General features: G+C 48.6%; 1 protein-coding gene. It reads left to right on the top strand.

The window, feature by feature from the left end:
• Positions 1–255 (top strand): hypothetical protein (locus MiSe_RS50325; protein ID WP_226595126.1); only part of this gene is annotated, 255 nt, incomplete at both ends.

Below are 255 nucleotides of genomic sequence, written 5' to 3'. Positions count from 1 at the left end.
CAGAGTTGAGTTGATTGATTGGTGCGTTACCCTGTCGCTAACGCACCCTACTTTCAGAGTTGAGTTGATTGATGGGTGCGTTACCCTGTCGCTAACGCACCCTACTTTCAGAGTTGAGTTGATTGATTGGTGCGTTACCCTGTCGCTAACGCACCCTACTTTCAGAGTTGAGTTGATTGATTGGTGCGTTACCCTGTCGCTAACGCACCCTACTTTCAGAGTTGAGTTGATTGATTGGTGCGTTACCCTGTCGCT

This window comes from Microseira wollei NIES-4236 (genome assembly GCF_020521235.1).
GTDB classification, from domain to species: Bacteria; Cyanobacteriota; Cyanobacteriia; order Cyanobacteriales; family Aerosakkonemataceae; genus Microseira; species Microseira wollei.
The sequence above is the reverse complement of the archived record's forward strand: the minus strand, read 5'-3'. Positions and strand labels throughout refer to the sequence as shown.